The sequence below is a fragment of the Caballeronia sp. M1242 genome, assembly GCF_017220215.1.
GTDB lineage: Bacteria > Pseudomonadota > Gammaproteobacteria > Burkholderiales > Burkholderiaceae > Caballeronia.
In genome coordinates this window covers 128,079-142,957 of sequence record NZ_CP071131.1, presented here as the reverse complement: position 1 = coordinate 142,957, position 14,879 = coordinate 128,079, and the positions used below count along the sequence as shown (strand labels likewise).

The window sequence follows — 14,879 nt, the reverse complement described above, 5'->3', positions numbered from 1 at the left end:
AACCGGAGGCTTTCGCATGAATTCGCTGTCCGAAACCACGCGTGATAAGACGCCTTTCATCGTGCACGAAGACGACGTGCGGCGAGCGCTGCCGTCGCTGAACATCAACGGGGCGCTCGAAGACATGTTCGACGCGCTCGGCGGCGGCGGTGCCGTGCAGCCACCGCAGACGCTCACGCCTTTTCCGGGCGGCGCTGGCGATTTCATCACTTATCTCGGCGCGCTCGCGAAACACGGCGTCTTCGGCGCAAAGCTCTCGCCGTATATCGTGCATCCCGGCGCGCCGATCGTCACCGCCTGGACCGCGCTGATGTCGATGCGCACCGGCGCGCCGCTCATGTGGTGCGATGCCGCGCTCCTCACCACCGAGCGCACGGCGGGCACGACGGCGCTCGCGGTCTCGCGGCTCGCGCGCGAGTCGAGCGAGCGTCTCGCGATCATCGGCTCGGGGAGCGTCGCGCTTGCGCATCTGCGGCACGTTGCACCGTTGCGCGCATGGTCGGAGATCCGCATCCATTCGCCGCGCCTGGTGAACGACCACGAACGCGCCGACGAAGCGCGGGCGCTTGACGCACGCGTGCACGTCGCGGCATCGGTCGCCGAGTGCGTGCGCGATGCGGATGTCGTGCTGCTGTGCACGTCGTCGGGTACGCCGGTGCTCTCCCTGGATGCGCTAACCAAGCCCGCGCTCATCACCTCGATCAGCACGAACGTCGCTCGAGCGCACGAGATCGATCCGGCCGCGCTGAATGCGCTCGACGTCTACTGCGACTATCGGCAGACGACGCCGTCGAGCGCGGGCGAAATGGTGATCGCGCAGGAGTGTCACGGCTGGTCGCCCACTATGATTCGCGGCGATCTCGCGGATCTCGTGCGCGGCGCGTGCCCGGCGCCTTCTTTCGAGCGCAGCGTGTTCTTCCGCTCCATTGGCCTCGGCCTCGAAGACATTGCGATCGCGCACGCGCTCTACGTTCATCTCGCGAAGCCGCGCGCCGCGGATTAAGCAGTATCATCGGCCTTCAACGTTTTTGAACTCATGCCCCAATCCCAGTCAATGTCACGACGCAAGACGCCGAAGCCCGGTGCCATCGCGCGGGAGGCGCTCCTCGCGCGCTATGCGCACATTGCGGACAGCATCACGACGCTGTTCTTTCCCTATGCGGAAGTCGTCATCCACGATCTGTCAGATCAGACTGTCGCGTATCTGTCGAACAATCTGTCGAAGCGCGAGATCGGCGACGACTCCGCGCTCGAGGATGTCGATGACACCGCGCGCGACCGGCTCGTCGGTCCCTACGAGAAGCTGAACTGGGATGGCCGCCGCATGCGCTGCGTGAGCACGGCGCTGTTCGACGACGCAGGCAACGCCGCCGGCGTGATGTGCATCAACTTCAACATCGCGGCTTTCGAGGAAATGCGTTCGACGCTCGATCTTTTCCTGCGCGGCGCGGGCGTCGTCGCGCAGCCGGTCGAGCTATTCAAAGACGACTGGCAGGAGCGCATCAACACGTTTCTGCACGGCTGGCTGCGCGAGCGGCAGATCGCGCTCAATTCGCTCACGCGCGAACATCGGCGTGAACTTGTCGAGGCGCTGCACGCGCAGGGCGCGTTCAAGGGCAAGAGTTCGGCGAACTACGTGGCCAAAGTGCTCGGCATGGGACGCGCGACCGTGTACAAGCATCTGCGTGAAATGAAAGACAGCGTGTAAGCGGTAACCTGCGCCGGCAGGGAGCCCGCGCGGCTTGCGGCCAGCGGTTGAGTCCTCTATGGATAAGGATGCAACCGGGAGCATTCTGAGCTGGAAGTTTGTGAGCGCTAGCTCAACTCTGTCTGCTTTGCGTCTATCGGAGCGTGGGATAGTCGATCAATCAGGCGGCGCGCCCGCGTCACGTTTCATCCGTCGGCAGAATCGCCGACAGCAGCCGCCTGAGTTCGAGGCATTCGCGCGGCGTGAGCCTTGCTGTGAGAATGCGCTCGACTTCCTCGACGCGCGGACGCAGCGTCGCAAGCTGCTTCTTTCCGGCCGGCGTGAGGAAGAGAACATAGCTGCGCTTGTCCACGGCATCGTCCGAGCGCTCGACAAGGCCATTGCGAACCATGCGCGCGACCAGATCGGCGATGGTCGAACGGTCCACGTCGAGCTCATCGCCGAGTTGCCGCTGATTGACGCCCGGCGTCCTGTGCAGCACTTCGAGCGCCGCGTACTGAACGCTCGTGATCTCAGCGGAAACCTCGGCGAGCCACACAGCGACATGGCGTTGCTGGGCACGGCGCACGAGACTGCCCGTATATTTCGACAGCGTATCGCGGTCGCTAGGTTTAGTCGGCAATTTGGCTACGTCAGGAGCAAGTGAAAGACTAAGCGAAGGCACGCGGAAAGATCGGCCGGAAGAAGCGTGACAGTTCCGCGTATGCGTCCAGTGGCAGGACGTGCGCGACGAACTGATCCGGACGAACCACGACGAGCGCGCCGCGATTGCGGTCGATTCCGCGCTCATGGAAGATATCAGTCACGGCGTCGCGGGTGAATATCTTCTCGTAGTCGACGAGTCCGTAGCGGCCCTTCTTCGGCAGCAGCAATCGCGGCATGTCTTCGAGTCGCACGTCACGATGGTCGCGCTGCAGCACCGCGCGCAGGTCGAGCACGCTGTCGGGATCGGCGCCTTCCGGCGTCACGAGTCGCAGAACGGATTCCGGCGACGTCGCAAGGTGTTCACACAGCGCATGAAGCGCGGTTTCCTGTGCGTCGGCGAAGGCGTACAGACGCCAGCAGCCGTCGGCGCGCGCGGCGTGCCCGAGCTGGACCGGCTTCGCATCCGCTGCACGAAGCACGGCCGACGAGTGAAAGCGCATGCCGATCGCGAAGCCGCTCGCGAGCGCCTGATGAATCGGCTCGCCCGTCAGCATGGCCGGCCGGTAGCGGGTCGCGACGCCTGCCGTATAGCGACCGGCCCGCACGAAGTACGCCTGTAGTTCGGCCGGATCGACGCCACCGGCTTCAGGCCGGCTCGGGTCCTTGGGCGGCGCGGCCATCATCGCCGACCACTCCTTGTCGAAGTCGATGAGTTCCTGCGCAACGGGCTGGCGCTCGTCGGAATACGTGCGCAGGAGACTCGCATCGCTGAGTCCGTTCAGCACCGCGCCAAGCTTCCAGCCGAGATTGAACCCGTCCTGCATCGAAACGTTCATGCCCTGACCGGCTTTCGCGCTATGCGTGTGGCACGCGTCCCCCGCGATAAAGACGCGCGGTTCGCGCGGCGTGCCGTCGGCGGCCAGGGCATCGTCGAACCGGTCTGTCAGACGCTGGCCGACCTCGTACACGGAAAACCACGCGACCTCCTTCACGTCCAGCGAATACGGATGCAGGATGCGCTGCGCCGTCGCGATGATCCGATCGACGGTCATCTGCTTGATGGCATCGCGGTTGCCCGGCGTGACCTCGCCGAGATCGACGTAGTAGCGAACGAGATAGCCGCCTTCGCGCGGAATGATGAGCAGATTGCCTTCGCTTGCGGACTGGATGGCCGCCTTTAGCCGGATGTCCGGAAAATCCGTGACCGCGAGCGCGTCCATGACGCCCCACGCATGATTGGCCGCGTCGCCGCGCAGCGTCTGGCCGATGGCGGCGCGCACGCGGCTGCGGGCGCCGTCGCAGCCCACGACATAGCGCGCGCGCACGGTGACGAGCTCGTCGAGGCGCGATGCGTCGGTGCGTCGCAACGTGACGCGCACCGGATGCTCGCCTTCGCTGTCACGCTCGTCGCGCTCGACGCTCACGAGTTCGAGATCATAGTCGGGCTCCAGCCGCCGCGGAGAGCGGCGCATGACATCCATAAGATAGTCCTGCACTCGCGCCTGATTGACGATGACGTGCGGGAATTCCGACAGACCTGTTTCGGTGTCCTGAACGCGTCCGGTACGCTTGATCGCGCCGCGCTTGTCGGGATCGGGCCGCCAGAAGACGGTCTCGTTGACCCAATAGGCTTCGCGCAACAAGCGGTCGCTCAGGCCGAACGCATCGAACATCTCGACGGTGCGGCACGCGACGCCGTCGGCCTGACCCATGAGAAGCGGCCCGGAACGTCGTTCGACGATACGCGTACTGATTGCCGGGAACTGCGACAGTTGAGCCGCGAGCACAAGACCTGCCGGGCCGCTGCCGACAATCAGCACATCGACGGCCTCGGGCATGTCAGCGGTGTGCGCGACGGCGGCGGGTTCGATCGTCGGGTCGCCTGTGCGGAAGCCGTCAAGATGAAACTGCATATGTCTTCCCCTTCAGGAGCGTCTCGTTGACCGAAATATACTCCGTACACCAACCATTTGTCGGCGGATGTTTACCCTGATCATGGGCCGCGAAGGGGCGGGCTCGATTCACAAGCCCAGCGTACCGGACGCCTCGCCATTGCCGTCGAATCAGGCCTCAAGCATCCTCCAGACTCTCGCCACGTTCGGCGATCAGCTTGCCGATCTCGCGGGTCGACAACACTCGCCGCCGCGGATCCGTCGATTCCGACTCGTCTTCCGCCAGGTTTTCGATGATGGTGAGAAGCACCTTGCGCGCGACCTTGATATCCCGGTCACTCAGTCCGGTCACGCTGATTTCGTTGACTTCCTCGGCGAGCGGTACGAGTTTGTCCTTCAGAGCACGGCCCTCGGCCGTGAGATAGACGTGCGTGTTCTTCTTGTTCTCGGGGCGCTGCTGGCGCTCGACGAGTCCGAGCTTTTCCATCGCCGTCACGGCGGCGAACGTGGTGGGAGCCATGACGCCTGCCTGGTCGCTGAGTTCGCGCTGCGTGAGGCCGTCGCTTTCCCAGAGGATGCGCAGGAACGTCCAGTGTCCGAACGACACCGAGTGCGCCGCGAGCCGCATCTGCAAGGCGCGGACCATCGAGCGTGTCGCGTCCTTCACGAGGTGCGCGAGACGGTCGTTCGGCACCGATTCGTGCCAGTGGCAAAGCATTTCGGCAGTCTCGCGCGGCGCGCCTTCCACAGTTTTCTTTCGTGTCATGACGATGTTCTTCATCCGTAAGCGGGTTTCTTCTACATGATAGCCGGTGGGTCTCGTGCGTGACTGTCTGACCCGTGCGCAGGACATGTCGGTGCAAACCCGAGCTTGTTCGGCGCGGACGCTCTCCTTACCATAATCATTAGATCTCGAATAAAACGAAGGTGCAGGGCAGTCGCGCGAAGCCCGCGCGTGCCGGCGCATCGTCCTCATAAGCAGGGCAACGGAGACGTTTGGTGGCCAAATCCACAGTCACGCAATTCATGCCGGAATCGGACGCCACAACCGCGCGCGTCGAGGCCACGTATCAGAAGGTCACCTGGCGGTTGATGTCGTTCATTTTCGTGTGCTGGGTGCTGAATTATCTCGACCGCGTGAACGTCAGCTTCGCGCAATTGCATCTGAAGCAGGACCTCGGCCTGTCCGATGCCGCGTATGGCCTCGGCGTCAGCCTCTTTTTCATCGGCTATATCCTGCTCGAAGTGCCAAGCACGCTGTGGCTCAAGAAGATCGGCGCACGCCTGACGATCTCGCGCATCATGGTGCTGTGGGGCGGCATCTCCACCGCGATGGCCTTCATGACCACGCCGGCGCAGTTCTACATCGCACGGATTCTGCTCGGCGCGGCCGAGGCGGGTTTCTGGCCCGGCATCATCCTGTATCTGACCTACTGGTATCCGGGCGCGCGGCGCGCGCGCATCACGTCGCGCTTTCTGCTGGCGATCGCGGCGGCGGGCATCATCGGCGGACCGTTGTCGGGCTGGATCCTGCATAACTTCGTGGATGTGCTCGGCTACAAGAACTGGCAGTGGCTCTTTTTCCTCGAGGGCCTGCCCGCGCTCTTGATGGGCGTCGTCGCATACTTTTATCTCGTGGACCGGCCGCAAGATGCGCGCTGGCTCGACGACGAGCAGAAGAAGATCATTCTCGATGCGCTCGCCGCCGACCGCGCCGAGAAGAAGCCCGCGAAACACTCGCGGCATCAACTGCTGGCGGCGCTGAAGGACCCGCGCGTGTATATCCTCGCGGCGGGGTGGGGCACGGTGCCTTTGTGCGGCACGATCCTCAATTACTGGACGCCGACCATCATTCGCCAGGCGGGCGTCTCGAACGTGCTGAACGTGGGACTGCTGTCGGCGCTGCCGTACATCATCGGCGCGCTCGGCATGTTCGCGGTGGCGCGCAGTTCGGACGTGACGCTCGAGCGGCGCTGGCACTTCTTTCTGTGCACGGCAATTGGCGCACTCGGCGGCTTTCTGCTGCCGCTCGTGTCGGGCAATACCACGGCGGCCATTGTCTGTCTGGGCATGATCTCGATTTCCTACTTCGGCGCGGCGGCCATCATCTGGTCGATTCCGCCTGCCTATCTGTCCGATGACGCCGCCGCCGCAGGCATCGGCGCAATCAGTTGTCTCGGGCAGGTCGGCGCGTTCTGCGGCCCTATCGCGCTTGGCTGGATCAAGACGGTGACGGGCAGTCTCGCCATCGGGCTGGCGTCGATCGCGGCGATCGTCTTGATCGGCGGGCTCGCGGTGCTGATCGGCGTGCCCGCCAACACGCTGCGGGAGCACGCGGAAAAGCATTCCTGAGCACCGGATCTCGCAGCACGGGCGGCGTCTTCAACATGAAGGCGCCGTTTTTCTTTTGCGCCACTTAACGCCGTTTGAGGGAAAACCCGCTTGTGCCGTAATGATTAGATATCTAACATAATAGACATGGAGATCGGCGCGGACGGACAGCGTCGATGGGCCCGGAACAAGCGGGGGAACGGAGCAATGAAGGACTCGGCGAGCAACGAGTTGTCGTTCAGGACAGTCGTGGTGACGAAGAAGGACCAGGTGGCGGAAGGCATCTTCCGTTTCGAATTGCGCGATGAAGCCGGGCGGGCGTTGCCGGCTTTCGCGGCGGGCGCGCATCTCACGGTGCGCGTGCCGAGCGGCGCGAACCGGAACTATTCGCTCTGCAACGACCCGGCCGAGACGGACCGCTACGTGATCGCCGTGAAGCGCGATGCGGCCGGCCGTGGCGGCTCGGTCAGCATGGCCGACGACGTTGCGGAAGGCGACCGGATCGACGTTTCGGAGCCGCACAACGAGTTCGGATTGAGCGAGCGGGCGCGCAGCTTCGTGTTCGTCGCAGGCGGCATCGGCATTACGCCGATCCTGTCGATGATGCGGCATCTGAAGGCGACGTCTGGTCCGCGTTTCAAGCTCTATTACGTGTCGCGCAGCCCGGAGACGACGGCTTTTCTCGATGAACTCACAAGCGCCGAGTGGAAACCGCACGTGGTGATTCACCACGATCACGGCGACCTCGCCAACGCTTTCGATTTCTGGCCGGTCTTCGAAAAGCCCGGCAGCGGCGCGCACATTTACTGTTGCGGTCCGCGCGCGCTGATGGACAGCGTGCGCGACATGACCGGTCACTGGCCCACCGGCACCGTGCACTTCGAGAGCTTCGGCGTGGACCAGTCGCGCGCGGCGGAGAACACGCCGTTCAACATCAGGCTGGAACGGACGGGCCGCTCTTTCGAGATCCCGAAGGACCGCTCGATCCTCGAAATTCTGCGCGACAACGGCATTCGGGCGCCGAGTTCCTGCGAGAGCGGCACGTGCGGGTCGTGCCGCACGACGCTGTGCGCTGGCGAGGCGGACCACCGCGACATGGTGCTCGGCGACGACGAAAAGCGCGATCACATCATGATCTGCGTGTCGCGTGCGAAGAGCCAAGAACTTGTACTCGATCTTTGAGAATTCCGGAGAAGCGTAAATGCTCACGCACGAAGAAAACGAATTGCTGTGCCGCGTAGAAGGCGATGCGCCGATGGGGCAGCTGATGCGCCGTCATTGGACGCCCGTATGCCTCATCGAGGAAGTCAGCGAGCCGGACGGCGCACCGGTCAAGGCTCGCGTGTTCGGCGAAGACCTCGTGGTGTTCCGCGATACCGACGGCAATGTCGGCGTGATGGACGAGTACTGTCCGCATCGGCGGGTCTCGCTCGTGTACGGGCGCAACGAGGATTGCGGCCTGCGTTGTCTCTATCACGGCTGGAAGATGGACGTGAAGGGCAACGTGATCGAGATGGTGTCCGAGCCTTCATGCAGCGACATGACGAAAAAGGTCAAGCATAAGGCATACGAAACGAAGGAATGGGGCGGCTTCGTGTGGGCCTACATGGGGCCGCAGGACGCGATTCCCGAGTTCGTGCCGCCCGCGTGGGCGCCGACCGAAGACACGCGCGTGAGCATCGCGAAGGCGATTCTGCCGTGCAACTGGGCGCAGATTCTCGAAGGCGCAATCGACTCCGCGCACAGCTCCAGCCTGCATTCGTCGGACTTCGTGCCGGCGCGCGTCGGCGGCGCGGAGGCGACCTCGAAGAACTGGCTGCGTCCGTCGACCGACAAGGCCCCGCGCTTGCAGGTGCATCGCACCGAATACGGCTTCCGGTACGCCGCATTGCGACGGCCGATCCAGAACGCCGCCACGCACGATTACGTGCGCTCGACGGTGTTCGTCGCGCCGGCCACCGCGCTGATTCCGCCGAACAATTTGTACAACGTCGCGAACATCAACGTGCCGTGCGACGACACCAGCACCGCGTTCTATTTCATGGCGTGGGGCCATCCGGACAAGACGCCCGAGACCGAGACGTGGCGCAAATTCCTTGGCCAACAGGTCGGCATCGATCTCGATGCGTACTACCGGCCGCTACGCAATCACGACAACCGCTTCTGGCAGGATCGTGAAGCGATGAAGGCGGGCAACTTCACCGGCATCAAGGGCTTCCCGAATCAGGACATCGCGATGTGGCTCACCATGCGCCCGATCGCGGACCGCACCGAAGAGCGCCTTGGCGCAAGCGATGTCGCCGTGGTCGAATTCCGCCGCCGCATGCTCGATGCGTTGAAGGCGTTTCAGGCGGGCGAAGCGGCCATCGGCACGGGCGACAAGGCGATCCCGCGCAGCGTGTGCTCGTTCCAGGCGATGGTGCCGAAAGACACCGACTGGAAGCAGTACCCCGCGCGACCCGTGTGGGTCGAGACGGCTGAGAAGGCCTCGCCTGAACTCGAATCGAACTATCAGGTTCAGGTCTGATGGAGAAGATTCGCCTCGGCATAGCGGGCCTCGGCCGTGCCTTCTCGCTGATGCTGCCGACCTTTCTCGCGGACGCGCGCGTGCAGCTGGTTGCCGCCTGTGATCCGCGCGAAACGGCGCGTGCGCAGTTCGAGGCCGATTTCGACGCGCCGGCCTTCGACGACATCGACGCGCTCGCCCGTCGGCCCGACATCGCCGCCATCTATATCGCGAGCCCGCATCAGTTTCATGCAGCGCATACGCGGATCGCGGCGGCGCACGGCAAGCACGTGCTCGTCGAAAAGCCGATGGCGCTGTCGCTCGCCGAATGCGACGACATGATCGCTGCATGCCGCACGGCCGGGGTGCATCTGATCGTCGGACATTGTCACAGCTTCGATACGCCGTATCTGCGCACGCGTGAGCTGATTGCATCGGGCGCGTTCGGCGCGGTGCGCATGATCCACGCGCTCAATTACACCGACTACCTGTACCGGCCGCGTCGTCCAGAGGAACTGAAGACGGAAGAGGGCGGCGGCGCGGTATTCAGTCAGGCGGCGCATCAGGTCGATATCGTGCGAATGCTTGCGGGAAGCCGTGCGACGCGCATCCGCGCGGCCGTCGGCAACTGGGATGCGGCGCGTCCCACCGAAGGCGCATACACCGCGACGCTGTGGTTCGAAAGCGGCGCTTTCGCCACGCTGTCCTATAACGGCTACGCGCATTTCGACTCCGACGAGTGGACCGGATGGATCGGCGAGATGGGACAGCAGCGCAATGCCGATGAATACGGCGTCGCGCGCCGCAAACTCGCGCAGGTGACGTCACCCGATGAAGAAGCGCGTCTGAAGGCAGCGGGAACTTACGGCGGAAACGCCTATACGCCCGTCTCCGGAGCGCCCGATGCGCGCCGGCATCAGCACTTCGGCCCGATCATCGTGTCGTGTGAACGCGGCGATTTGCGGCCCTTGCCGCATGAAATAGTGATGTACGGGGACGAACGGCGCGAGCGCATCGAACTCGAGGCGCCGAGCGTGCCGCGCGCGGAGGTCATCGACGAATTGATCGGCGCCGCGCACGGCGGCATCGCGCCGCTGCACGACGGCGAGTGGGCGCGCGGGACGCTGGAGATTTGTCTCGCGATGCTTCGATCGAGCGCCGAATCGCGCGATGTGCTCATTAGCGGTGAAACAACCAATACCGGGAAACGTTGATTATGGCGAAGCTGAACCTCTCTATTGCAGTGGGCAACTACGATCGCATGCGGCCGCTGGTCGACGGCGAAGTGCAGATCGACGGCGTCGAACCTGTCTTCATGCTGCAAGACCCGGAAGAGATTTTCTTCCGCGCCTTCCGCCATGCCGACTACGACATCTGCGAACTGTCGCTCTCCAGCTACAGCGTAAAGACCGCGGCGGGCACGAGTCCGTATATCGGCGTGCCGATCTTTCCGTCGCGCGCGTTCCGTCACACGTCGATCTACGTGCGCAACGACCGCGGCATCGAGACGCCGGCCGACCTGAAGGGCAAGCGCATCGGCGTGCCCGAATATCAACTGACCGCCAACGTCTGGGCGCGCTTGTTCCTCGAGGAAGATCACGGACTGAAGCCGTCGGACGTCACCTGGGTTCGTGGCGGGTATGAGGAAGCAGGCCGTCTGGAGAAGATCAGTCTCAAGCTGCCCGACGACGTGCGCCTCGAAAACGCGCCCGAGAACCAGACGATCTCCGGCATGCTCGCGGCCGGCGAAATCGATGCGCTCATCGGGCCTCGCGCGCCGTCGTGCTTCACGAACGGTCATCCGAACGTGAAGTATCTCTTCGACGATCCCCAAAAAGCCGCCGCCGACTGGTATTCGCGCACGAAGCTCTTTCCGATCATGCATCTGCTGGGCGTGCGGCGCACGCTGGCCGAGCAGCACCCGTGGCTGCCCGGCGCGGTGGCGAAGGCCTTCGAGAAGAGCAAGGCAATCGCGCTCGCGAAGTTGAGCGATACGTCCGCGACCAAGGTCACGCTGCCTTTCGTCGAGGAGCAATTGCGCAATGCGCGCCGGCTGATGGGACACGACTTCTGGCCGTACGGCTTCGAGCCGAACCGGCACGTGCTGTCGCGGTTTCTGAAGCGCCATCACGAAGAAGGCTTGTCGAGCCGGCTGCTGGAGCCGGAAGAATTGTTCCATCCTGCTACGCTCGAAACGTTCAAGATTTGAGGCTTCTCGTTGCCTGTCGTTGCTTTCCGCCTCGCTCGGTGCGCCGTGGGGCTGGATGCATGAGCGAGGAAGCACGATTCGCGAAACGGACAGCGCCCGGGCGTGCGGCATGGGCGAGAGCATCGGGTGCGATGCCCGCTAACGCATCGCGAATCTTGCAGCAGTGCTAACTACAACGAGCCCAAGCGGGCACGGGAGACATGATGCATGCACCGCACCCAGACGACGACACGCGCAGCGTCGTTCTGCAGGACCTCATCAATCAGCGCGGATTATCGCGGTTCCAGATTGTCACGTTCGTGCTCTGCTTTCTGATTCTCGTGCTCGACGGCTACGACACCGTCGTGGTCGGCTATATCGCGCCGGCGCTGAAGGCGCATTTCGGCGCCACGCCCGCGCAGCTCGCCCCGATGTTCGGTGCTGGGCTCTTCGGGCTGACGCTCGGATCGTTCGTCTTCGGCCCCGTCGCGGACCGCTTCGGACGCAAACCGACGCTCATCGCATCGATCGCGGTGTTCGCGCTCTTCAGCCTCGCCTCGGCGTGGGCGAATTCCATCGGCATGCTGATCGCATTGCGCTTCCTGACCGGTCTCGGCTTGGGCGGCGCCATGCCGAACGCGTACACGCTCGCGGCGGAATATTGCCCCGACCGCCTGCGCTCGACACTCGTCGCGCCCATCGGATGCGGGATAGCGGTCGGCGGCGCGCTCGGAGGGCTCGTCGCGTCGCACATGATCGCGGCATTCGGCTGGCAATCCATGCTCGTCCTGGGCGGCGTTCTGCCGCTTCTCGTCATCGCCGTGCTGGCGCGCTGGCTGCCCGAATCGGCGCGCTACCTCGTCGCACGGGGCGGCAAGCAAGCGCAGGCGCGCGAGATCCTGCGGAGCATCGCGCCCGAAGTCGCTTTCGATCAGTTGACCATCACGCTCGGAGAGAACCGCGTGCAGGGCCAGCCTATCCGCGAGTTGCTGCGGCCGGGCGTGGGCGGCGGCACGCTATGGCTCTGGACGACGGCTTTCATGGCGCTCTTCGTCATTTACTTCCTCGGCAACTGGCTGCCGACGCTCATTCAGCAGAGCGGAGTCTCGTTCCATAACGCGTCGCTGATGACGGCGCTCTATCTCACCGGCAATAGCCTCGGGGCGATCCTGCTAGGCCTGCTGATGGACCGCATGAATCCGCAATATGTGCTGTGCGGCGCCTTTCTCGGCGCCGCGATCAGCCTCGCATCGTTCGGTCATCTGGCCAGCATGCCGGCTCTGGCATTGCTGGCGCTTTTCGTCACCGGCGTGGGCACGGGCGGCACGATGACGGGCACGAACATTCTCTCGGCAGGCTACTACGGCACGGCGGCACGCGCGACCGGCGTGGCCTGGACACTCGGCATGGGCCGCATAGGCTCGATCGTCGGGTCGATGATCGGCGGCGCGATGCTGGCCGCGCACTGGGGACCGAAGGTCATTTTCGGCGCCGTCGCTGCGCCGCTCGTTATCGCGGCCGCGAGCATTCTTGCACTGGCGCGTTATCGCTCGCGACGCGCCGAGGCCCGCATGGCGGAGGAGGGGTTGGCGGTCGAATCACCCGGAGGGTGACCCGGGTGAGGCGATTCTGTTCTGAAAGCTCGAAGCGCAGGGGACAGTCACCTGCCCGCGTACGATGAAGCGTCTGCGCGATTTCCCGTGCAGGTCGTCCGCGCTGGAGAGGACGCGACCTCCGGAAGGACCAGCTCAGAAGCAGTCATGAGACGGGCGACGGCGATTCCACTCACATGGACAGGTAGTGTGCTGAAGGATGTGCAGACGACCGTCGACGCCCGATCGCGCCTGTTGCTGTTGGACCTCCCGAGCCTCGCTCTCAACTTACCCGAGCGTCAGGCCGTCCTCACGTCGCTTGCCGACGGCGAGACGACGCGCGCACGCTCTTCACTGTGAGGCGCGATATTGCGTCAAGTAGTGCGCGTCGCTGAGATCACGCGGGCATCGGCGTCGCATCATTGATCGCGGAATGGCCATCGCCACGCAACTTGAACACCGCGACCGCATCCCGCAGCGAACTCGCCTGCTCGGCGAGCGCGTGTGCAGCAGCCGAGGCCTGTTCGACGAGCGCGGCATTCTGCTGCGTGACTTCGTCCATTTGCGTGACCGCCACGTTGACTTGCTCGATGCCGGTGCGCTGCTCTTCCGATGCCGCAGTAATCTCGCTGACGACGCCGGTCACGCGCTGCACCGATTCGACGATGCCCGCGATGATGCTGCCGGTGTCGAACACCAGCTTGGAGCCTGCGTCGACGCGTCCGGTCGACTGTTCTATCAGCGCCTTGATCTCCTTCGCCGCCGACGCGCTGCGCTGCGCGAGAGAGCGCACCTCGGACGCCACGACCGCGAAGCCGCGCCCGTGCTCGCCGGCACGCGCCGCTTCGACCGCGGCGTTGAGCGCGAGAATGTTGGTCTGGAACGCGATTGCATCGATGACGGCGATGATCTCGCTCACCTTGCCCGAGCTTTCCGCGATGCCGTCCATGGTCGCGATGACCTGCTTCATCATCTCGCCGCCCCGCGTGGCGGTCTGCCGTGCGTCCTCTGCAAGCGACGACGCCGCGACCGCGTGACTCGCGTTCTGGCCGACGGTCGTGGTGAGTTCCTCCATGCTGGCCGCCGTCTGTTGCAGCGAGGCGGCCTGCTCCTCCGTGCGCGAGGACAAATCGAGATTGCCCGATGCGATTTCGGCGCTAGCGGTGGCCACGCCTTCCGCATTGCGGCGCACCTTGCTGACGACATTCGCGAGGCTCGTCTGCATGTGCTTGAGCGCGCCGAGCAGTTCGGCGATTTCGTCCTTGCCGTGGGCGTCGAAGTCGAGCGAAAGGTCTCCCTCCGCGACCGCCTGTGCGCATCCGAGCGCGCGGGCGAGCGGGCGCGACACGGTTCGGCTAAAGAGAAAGCCGCCAGCGAGCGCGAGCGTCAACACGGCGAGCATCAAGCCGATGCTCGTCACCGAGGCGTCATGCGCCGCGCGGTCGGCCTGCGCGGAGACATCGGCGCTGTCGGCGGCGATCTTCTTCGCGGCCTCTTCGAGCAGCGCGGCCGGTTCGCGATCGACGCCGGCGACGGCGGCATCGCCCGCCGAAACTTCGAAGCCCGCGGCTCTGAACGCCTCGAAGCCTCGGCGATAGCCCTCGCCCATCGCGTGATGAGCCGAGGAGAAACGCTCAACAAGTGTGCGGCTTTCGCCCGGCGGAAGACGCGTTTTCAGCTGGTCCGCGAGTTGGTTGACCGCGCTTTCGCGCGCCTGGAAAGCGGCCCAGTATTTGTCGAGCTTCGCCGGGTCCTTGCCGCGCAGCAGCGTGTCCTTCCACTCCTGAACTTGCACCTTGAAGGTGACGAGCGTCTCGGACACCATCCGCTCGTTCGCGACGTTGTCGGCTACCGCCGTGCGATATGTATCGATGGAGCGGTTCAAGGCGTAGATGCCGTACAGCGCACCGGCGAACATTAGCACGAGCGCGAGTGCAAACGCGAGAGGGATCTTCAGGCTAAGTTTCATGGCGGAGTCGATAACAGGTGAGCGGCGATGAGTATGTATTGGTGTTAT

The 14,879-nt window shown here is 64.2% G+C and carries 12 protein-coding genes; 8 read left to right on the top strand and 4 right to left on the bottom strand.

All coding sequences use genetic code 11. From position 1 onward, the window contains the following. Positions 1-16 precede the first annotated feature (16 nt). Positions 17-1,003: an ornithine cyclodeaminase family protein gene (locus JYK05_RS20165; RefSeq protein ID WP_206470296.1), complete on the top strand. Its 987-nt coding sequence runs from the start codon at positions 17-19 to the stop codon at positions 1,001-1,003. Positions 1,004-1,054: 51 nt separating this feature from the next. Then, entirely contained in the window at positions 1,055-1,708 is a 654-nt protein-coding gene (locus JYK05_RS20160) for a transcriptional regulator (RefSeq protein WP_206470294.1), read from the top strand. Between the two features lie 178 nt (positions 1,709-1,886). Here JYK05_RS20160 and JYK05_RS20155 read toward each other — a convergent pair whose 3' ends face one another. The 3 genes from JYK05_RS20155 to JYK05_RS20145 all read right to left on the bottom strand — a co-directional run bounded on the left by JYK05_RS20155 (position 1,887) and on the right by JYK05_RS20145 (position 5,011). After that, positions 1,887-2,330 carry a MarR family winged helix-turn-helix transcriptional regulator gene (locus tag JYK05_RS20155; RefSeq protein ID WP_206470293.1) on the bottom strand — a complete coding sequence of 148 codons (444 nt, stop codon included), beginning with the start codon at positions 2,328-2,330 and terminating at the stop codon, positions 1,887-1,889. Between the two features lie 28 nt (positions 2,331-2,358). Next, on the bottom strand, positions 2,359-4,266 hold the full coding sequence (locus JYK05_RS20150) for an FAD-binding monooxygenase (RefSeq protein ID WP_206470291.1): 1,908 nt from the start codon (positions 4,264-4,266) through the stop codon (positions 2,359-2,361). A 157-nt stretch (positions 4,267-4,423) separates the two neighbouring features. After that, the gene (locus JYK05_RS20145; protein ID WP_206470289.1) at positions 4,424-5,011 is read right to left on the bottom strand and encodes a MarR family winged helix-turn-helix transcriptional regulator; all 588 of its coding nucleotides are present in this window, start codon (positions 5,009-5,011) and stop codon (positions 4,424-4,426) included. Between the two features lie 260 nt (positions 5,012-5,271). On the opposite strand from JYK05_RS20145, the gene JYK05_RS20140 reads away from it, so the two are divergent. The 6 genes from JYK05_RS20140 to JYK05_RS20115 all read left to right on the top strand — a co-directional run bounded on the left by JYK05_RS20140 (position 5,272) and on the right by JYK05_RS20115 (position 12,883). Beyond that, complete coding sequence (locus JYK05_RS20140; RefSeq protein ID WP_241270093.1) at positions 5,272-6,597, top strand: MFS transporter; 1,326 nt, start codon at positions 5,272-5,274, stop codon at positions 6,595-6,597. Between the two features lie 186 nt (positions 6,598-6,783). Next, positions 6,784-7,758, top strand: coding sequence for a PDR/VanB family oxidoreductase (locus tag JYK05_RS20135; protein WP_175943096.1), 975 nt, complete (start codon positions 6,784-6,786; stop codon positions 7,756-7,758). Between the two features lie 19 nt (positions 7,759-7,777). Then, positions 7,778-9,103, top strand: a complete 1,326-nt coding sequence (locus JYK05_RS20130) for a Rieske 2Fe-2S domain-containing protein (protein ID WP_175943094.1) — start codon at positions 7,778-7,780, stop codon at positions 9,101-9,103. Next, on the top strand, positions 9,103-10,296 hold the full coding sequence (locus JYK05_RS20125) for a Gfo/Idh/MocA family protein (protein WP_206470286.1): 1,194 nt from the start codon (positions 9,103-9,105) through the stop codon (positions 10,294-10,296). Before JYK05_RS20130 ends, JYK05_RS20125 begins: the two co-directional genes overlap by 1 nt. Positions 10,297-10,298: 2 nt before the next feature. Then, complete coding sequence (locus JYK05_RS20120) at positions 10,299-11,291, top strand: ABC transporter substrate-binding protein (protein ID WP_206470284.1); 993 nt, start codon at positions 10,299-10,301, stop codon at positions 11,289-11,291. A 200-nt stretch (positions 11,292-11,491) separates the two neighbouring features. Then, positions 11,492-12,883: an MFS transporter gene (locus JYK05_RS20115; RefSeq protein WP_241270064.1), complete on the top strand. Its 1,392-nt coding sequence runs from the start codon at positions 11,492-11,494 to the stop codon at positions 12,881-12,883. Positions 12,884-13,259: 376 nt separating this feature from the next. Here JYK05_RS20115 and JYK05_RS20110 read toward each other — a convergent pair whose 3' ends face one another. After that, positions 13,260-14,831 carry a methyl-accepting chemotaxis protein gene (locus JYK05_RS20110; protein WP_206470282.1) on the bottom strand — a complete coding sequence of 524 codons (1,572 nt, stop codon included), beginning with the start codon at positions 14,829-14,831 and terminating at the stop codon, positions 13,260-13,262. Positions 14,832-14,879: the final 48 nt, after the last annotated feature.

Coding starts and splice junctions, on each gene's coding strand:
- JYK05_RS20125 (WP_206470286.1), top strand. CDS start 9,103: ATGGAGAAGATTCGCCTCGGCATAGCGGGCCTCGGCCGTGCCTTCTCG.
- JYK05_RS20140 (WP_241270093.1), top strand. CDS start 5,272: ATGCCGGAATCGGACGCCACAACCGCGCGCGTCGAGGCCACGTATCAG.
- JYK05_RS20120 (WP_206470284.1), top strand. CDS start 10,299: ATGGCGAAGCTGAACCTCTCTATTGCAGTGGGCAACTACGATCGCATG.
- JYK05_RS20130 (WP_175943094.1), top strand. CDS start 7,778: ATGCTCACGCACGAAGAAAACGAATTGCTGTGCCGCGTAGAAGGCGAT.
- JYK05_RS20160 (WP_206470294.1), top strand. CDS start 1,055: ATGTCACGACGCAAGACGCCGAAGCCCGGTGCCATCGCGCGGGAGGCG.
- JYK05_RS20110 (WP_206470282.1), bottom strand. CDS start 14,831: ATGAAACTTAGCCTGAAGATCCCTCTCGCGTTTGCACTCGCGCTCGTG.
- JYK05_RS20135 (WP_175943096.1), top strand. CDS start 6,784: ATGAAGGACTCGGCGAGCAACGAGTTGTCGTTCAGGACAGTCGTGGTG.
- JYK05_RS20145 (WP_206470289.1), bottom strand. CDS start 5,011: ATGACACGAAAGAAAACTGTGGAAGGCGCGCCGCGCGAGACTGCCGAA.
- JYK05_RS20165 (WP_206470296.1), top strand. CDS start 17: ATGAATTCGCTGTCCGAAACCACGCGTGATAAGACGCCTTTCATCGTG.
- JYK05_RS20150 (WP_206470291.1), bottom strand. CDS start 4,266: ATGCAGTTTCATCTTGACGGCTTCCGCACAGGCGACCCGACGATCGAA.
- JYK05_RS20115 (WP_241270064.1), top strand. CDS start 11,492: ATGATGCATGCACCGCACCCAGACGACGACACGCGCAGCGTCGTTCTG.